General features: G+C 42.5%; 3 protein-coding genes and 1 pseudogene. All 4 read left to right on the top strand.

The genetic code is table 11. The features are described 5' to 3' along the window. Positions 1-312 precede the first annotated feature (312 nt). Positions 313-1,671 carry an AAA family ATPase gene (locus PN462_RS04785; RefSeq protein WP_272126873.1) on the top strand — a complete coding sequence of 453 codons (1,359 nt, stop codon included), beginning with the start codon at positions 313-315 and terminating at the stop codon, positions 1,669-1,671. Next, the gene (locus tag PN462_RS04780) at positions 1,668-2,519 is read left to right on the top strand and encodes a DUF4435 domain-containing protein (RefSeq protein ID WP_272126872.1); all 852 of its coding nucleotides are present in this window, start codon (positions 1,668-1,670) and stop codon (positions 2,517-2,519) included. Before PN462_RS04785 ends, PN462_RS04780 begins: the two co-directional genes overlap by 4 nt. A 14-nt stretch (positions 2,520-2,533) precedes the next feature. Continuing rightward, positions 2,534-4,021, top strand: a complete 1,488-nt coding sequence (locus PN462_RS04775) for a DEAD/DEAH box helicase (protein WP_272126871.1) — start codon at positions 2,534-2,536, stop codon at positions 4,019-4,021. 127 nt (positions 4,022-4,148) lie between these two features. Next, positions 4,149-4,905: pseudogene (locus PN462_RS04770) on the top strand (tetratricopeptide repeat protein); the annotation flags it as partial.

Below are 4,905 nucleotides of genomic sequence, written 5' to 3'. Positions count from 1 at the left end.
GAAATTGTAGAACGAGACACCGTTGTTTCAGACACTTGTGAGAGACATTTTCTCCCCCTCTCCCAAGGTTGGGAGAGGGGGTTGGGGGGTGAGGGCGACTCCAAACCGCCATATCTCGTTACCCACCTTGACAGGGCTGGTGTTATCGCCCTACTTGCTCTGCTGACATAGTGTATCCTAAAATAACTGTAATTAAACAATATGTAAGTATTAAAATAGTAGTAAGTTATGGGTAAGTTTCCTTGTTTGTTAACTTGACAGTTCACTCAATTAAACACAGCAAATTCTGTTATACAGAAAGGAAAATAAGTTATGCAAATCACAGAAATTTCTGTAGAAGGTTTATTTGGAATATTCGATCATATTATCCCTTTGAATATAAAAGAGAGAATCACTATCATTCATAGTCCAAATGGATTTGGTAAAACGATTATGCTTAAAATGCTGAACGGATTATTTAATTCAAAGTATTCTATTTTTTATAAAATACCTTTTAATAATTTTAAAATCACACTAGATAATAATAGTTTGATCAATATAATTAAAAAAACAGAAACAAATGAAAGTAATGCTAAAATTAGTATAGAACTTTACAAAAGTGATTCAAAAATTCATTATTGGCATTTAAAAAGCCGAAAAGATACAAATATAAAACGATTGCCAATTTCTATTTTAGACGATATAGTTCCTGAGATAGAAAGAGTAGATGCTAGACAATGGAGGCATATTTCTACAGGAGAAATTTTATCTTTAGAGGCCGTGATGGATCGCTTTGAAGATTTCCTTCCTTCAGATTTTTTGAAGTCACCAGAAGAACCGGAATGGCTAGAAAATATCAAGTCTGATACTTACGTTCGCATTATAGAATCTCAGCGTCTCCTTAATTTATTTTCTAGTCGCTCTTCTAGAATTTACCCTAGTAGATTAAGAACACTTCCTTTAACAACATTACCAACTGTTTCAGCATATTCTGAAGAACTTGCTCAGTTAATGCAGGATAAATTTACAGAATATGGCACGATCTCTCAATCATTAGATCGTAGCTTTCCATTAAGAGCGATAGAACAAAATCCTCCCGATGTAAATAGTGAACAACTTTATTATCAATTAAATGAATTAGACAAAACTCGCTCTCGTCTTATAGATGTTGGTTTACTAAATCAAGAAGAAACTTCCGAATTTCAAAGTCCCAAAAATATGGATGATAGTGCTAAAACTATTTTGTCTGTATATATAGAAGATGTAGAAAAAAAACTCAGTATCTTTAAAGACATTGCTCAAAAGATAGAATTGCTTAGAGATATAATTAATCGTAAATTTTCTTATAAGAAAATTAACTTTGATAAAGAAAAAGGATTTATTTTTACAAGAAATGAAAATGAGCAAAACTCACCTAACGGAAAATCTTTATCTCCGACAGATTTATCTTCAGGAGAACAGCATGAATTAGTATTACTTTACGAACTATTGTTTAAAGTAAAACCAAATTCTCTAGTCTTAATTGATGAACCTGAATTATCACTGCATGTAGGATGGCAAGTGCAATTTTTGAAAGATTTACAAGAAATCACAAAACTTGCTGACATAGACATTCTAATAGCAACCCATTCTCCTGATATTATTCAAGATCGCTGGGATTTAACTGTTGAATTAAAAGGTGTTGAAGCGTGAGAGAGTATCTTACACCAGACCGAGACGCAAACCAAATACGGATGCGAAGGAGTAGTTTTTTAGGTACTTTTTTATTGGTTGAAGGGGACACAGATAAAAAATTTTATTATAATTTAATTAATCGGGATTTATGCCAAGTGGTGACTTTATCCGGAAAACCCTCTAGTAAAGAACGAGTCATTGTAGTTTTAAGGATTCTCAATCAGGATAACTTTCAGGGAGTTTTAGCTATTGTAGATGCAGATTTTGATCACTTGCTAGACTCTCCGGTAAGTTGGCCGAATTTGTTTCGGACGGATACTCACGATCTCGAAACGCTTTTAATTCAATCTCCTGCATTAGAAAAAGTTTTAATAGAACTCGGTTCAGAGGAAAAAATAAAGCAATTTTCACAAGATATTCGGGAAACCCTCCTCAACGCAGGACTCTCCCTTGGATATCTGCGCTGGATATCGCAGCAAGATGGATTAAATTTAACTTTTAATGGACTAAAATTTAATAAATTTATCAACGACAAGTCTTTAGCAATTAATGAAAATGACCTCATCAAAGCAGTGAAAAATAAATCTCAACAACCTGATTTAAGTAATCCCCAGTTACAGGAACAATTAACAACTTTCAAAAATAACACCCATGATCCTTGGCAAGTCTGCTGTGGCCATGACTTGGTGGAAATCTTATCGCTAGGGTTACGCAAAACTCTTGGCACAAATAATAAGGTTGAACCGGAGAAGGTCGAAATCAGTTTGCGCTTGGCTTACGAAGCAGTGTATTTTCAAGACACTACCCTCTATGCAGACATTTGCCAATGGGAAACGGATCACCCTCCCTTTCGGTGTTGGAAATAACCTGTAGAATCGCTATGGCACGACTCCCAAAACTCACTTATCACCGTGGTACACTCCTCTTACATCCCCCTCCTAAAGGGAGAGCGTGGTTTGAATTTGCCACCTGGGACGATCGCGTGGAGAAATTCCGCATCCCTGCCATCCATTATCGCCCCCTCGTGGAAGCCTTACAAGCCGAAGGGACAAACTTTGTTGATGAGGCCAAAGACTTTATCCCCCTGGAATTAACCCCCAGTTTAGAAATGACTCCCTACCCCCATCAGGAGGAGGCATTGCAAGCATGGAAACTGGCCGGGAGACAGGGAGTGGTTGTCCTCCCCACCGCATCGGGGAAAACCTATTTGGCCCAGTTGGCTATGCAGTCCACCCCCCGCAGTGCCTTAATTTTAGTCCCCACCCTAGACTTAATGCACCAATGGTATGCTCAACTGGAGGCCGCCTTTCCGGATATGGAATTAGGGTTATTGGGGGGAGGCAGTGGAGACAGAACTCCCCTCCTTGTGGCAACCTATAATAGTGCGGCCATTCATGCGGAAAACTTAGGCAACCGTTACGCCTTATTGATCTTTGATGAATGTCATCACCTGCCAACGGACTTTTTTCGAGTGATTGCCGAATATGCGATCGCACCCTACCGTTTAGGACTCACCGCCACCCCAGAACGCGCCGATGGCAGTCATCGAGACCTCTCTAGTTTAATCGGCAATGTCGTCTATCGCAAGAGTCCCGATGACCTCTCCGGACAAGCCTTAGCCCACCATAACACCGTAGAAATTAAAGTGAAACTCTCCCCCAAAGAACGGGAAAAATATGACGAAGCGATGAAAACCCGTAATCAATTCTTGCGCCAGTCTAACATTGCCCTCTCCAGCCTCAACGGGTGGCAAGCCTTCGTGCAAGCCTCAGCCCGGTCTAGAGAAGGCAGACAAGCCATGTTAGCCCATCGGGAGGCCAAAGACATCGCCCTGGGAACAGAGGGCAAATTGCGCGTTTTAAGCGAACTGATCAGCCAACATTACCCGGAACGCACCCTCGTCTTCACCAATGATAACGCCACCGTCTATCGCATCTCCCAAGAATTTCTCATCCCCGCCATTACCCACCAAACCCCAGTCAAAGAACGTCACGCCATCTTACAACGGTTTAAAGACGGGGTGTATAAAGTGCTGGTGGCCTCTCACGTCCTCAATGAAGGGGTGGATGTCCCCGATGCGAAGATTGCCGTTATTTTATCCGGTACGGGGTCAACGAGGGAATATGTGCAACGGTTGGGCCGGGTGTTGCGGAAAGGAAGTGGCCCCAATAAACTCGCCACCTTATACGAAGTCGTCACCGAGGATACCTCAGAAGAACGCACCTCAGCCAGACGACGGGGAAATAAGCCCAAGAAACCGAAAAAACGGCAAAAATCCCAACAGTTGGATATTATTTCTTATCCTACCCCGTCCCGTCCTTCCCGTCGCGCTGCGGAGTCTTCTGGACAGTATGGGGAGGAGGAGTAACAACCAAGAAACCGGGTTTCTCTCAAGATGTAACCCATATACAGTCCCATCAACAAAGAAACCCGGTTTCTCCCCCTTCCCCCGTCTCCTCTGCTAAACTAGAAAAAGCATTGCACTGTTCCCTGTCATGGCTGAACCCCAAAACACTTTTCCCGACGGCTTCCCGAAAGACCCCCACGCTGCGGTTACGGCCAGCGACACATTATCCCCTACTGAGAAGGCGGAATGGTATATATGGCTGCAAACCGCTACAAGGGAACAAAAAGCGGAGTTGGTGGAGATTCTCCATTCCATGTGGCAAGAGCGAAACGCTCCTGTCGGTGGGGGGAAGCGCAGCATAACCCAACCCAATGCCACACGGGAAGACTATTTAAGGGTGTGGTTAGAAATTTTACAGGCTGAAATTGACAGCAAGAGCGACCCAGAGGTGGTTTATCCCCTACTGGCACAACATCAAGATAAACTCGATCTGACCTTTGCAGAGATTATTACCCAATGGTTTGAGGCGGAAATTGACCCCAATAATTCTAGGAAAAATCAAGATTTGGCGAGACATTTGCACAACTTTGCCATTGATATTAACCAATTTCCGTTAGGCAGTCGGGCAAATAATCTTGAAATTGCCATCGCTTCTTACCACAAGGCTTTACAAATTTATACCCGTGCTGCCTTTCCCGAACAATGGGCAAAGACCCAAATGAATCTGGGGATTGCCTATCAACACCGCATCAGAGGGGAGCGAGGGGAGAATCTGGAAACGGCGATCGCTTCTTACCACAAGGCTTTACAAATTTATACCCGTGCTGCCTTTCCCCAAGACTGGGCAATGACCCAAATGGGTCTGGGGAATGCCTATAGAAACCGCATCAGAGGGGAGCGAGGGG

Source organism: Spirulina sp. CS-785/01 (genome assembly GCF_028330525.1).
GTDB lineage: Bacteria > Cyanobacteriota > Cyanobacteriia > Cyanobacteriales > Spirulinaceae > JAQMSD01.
This window is presented reverse-complemented; position numbering and strand designations above follow the sequence as displayed.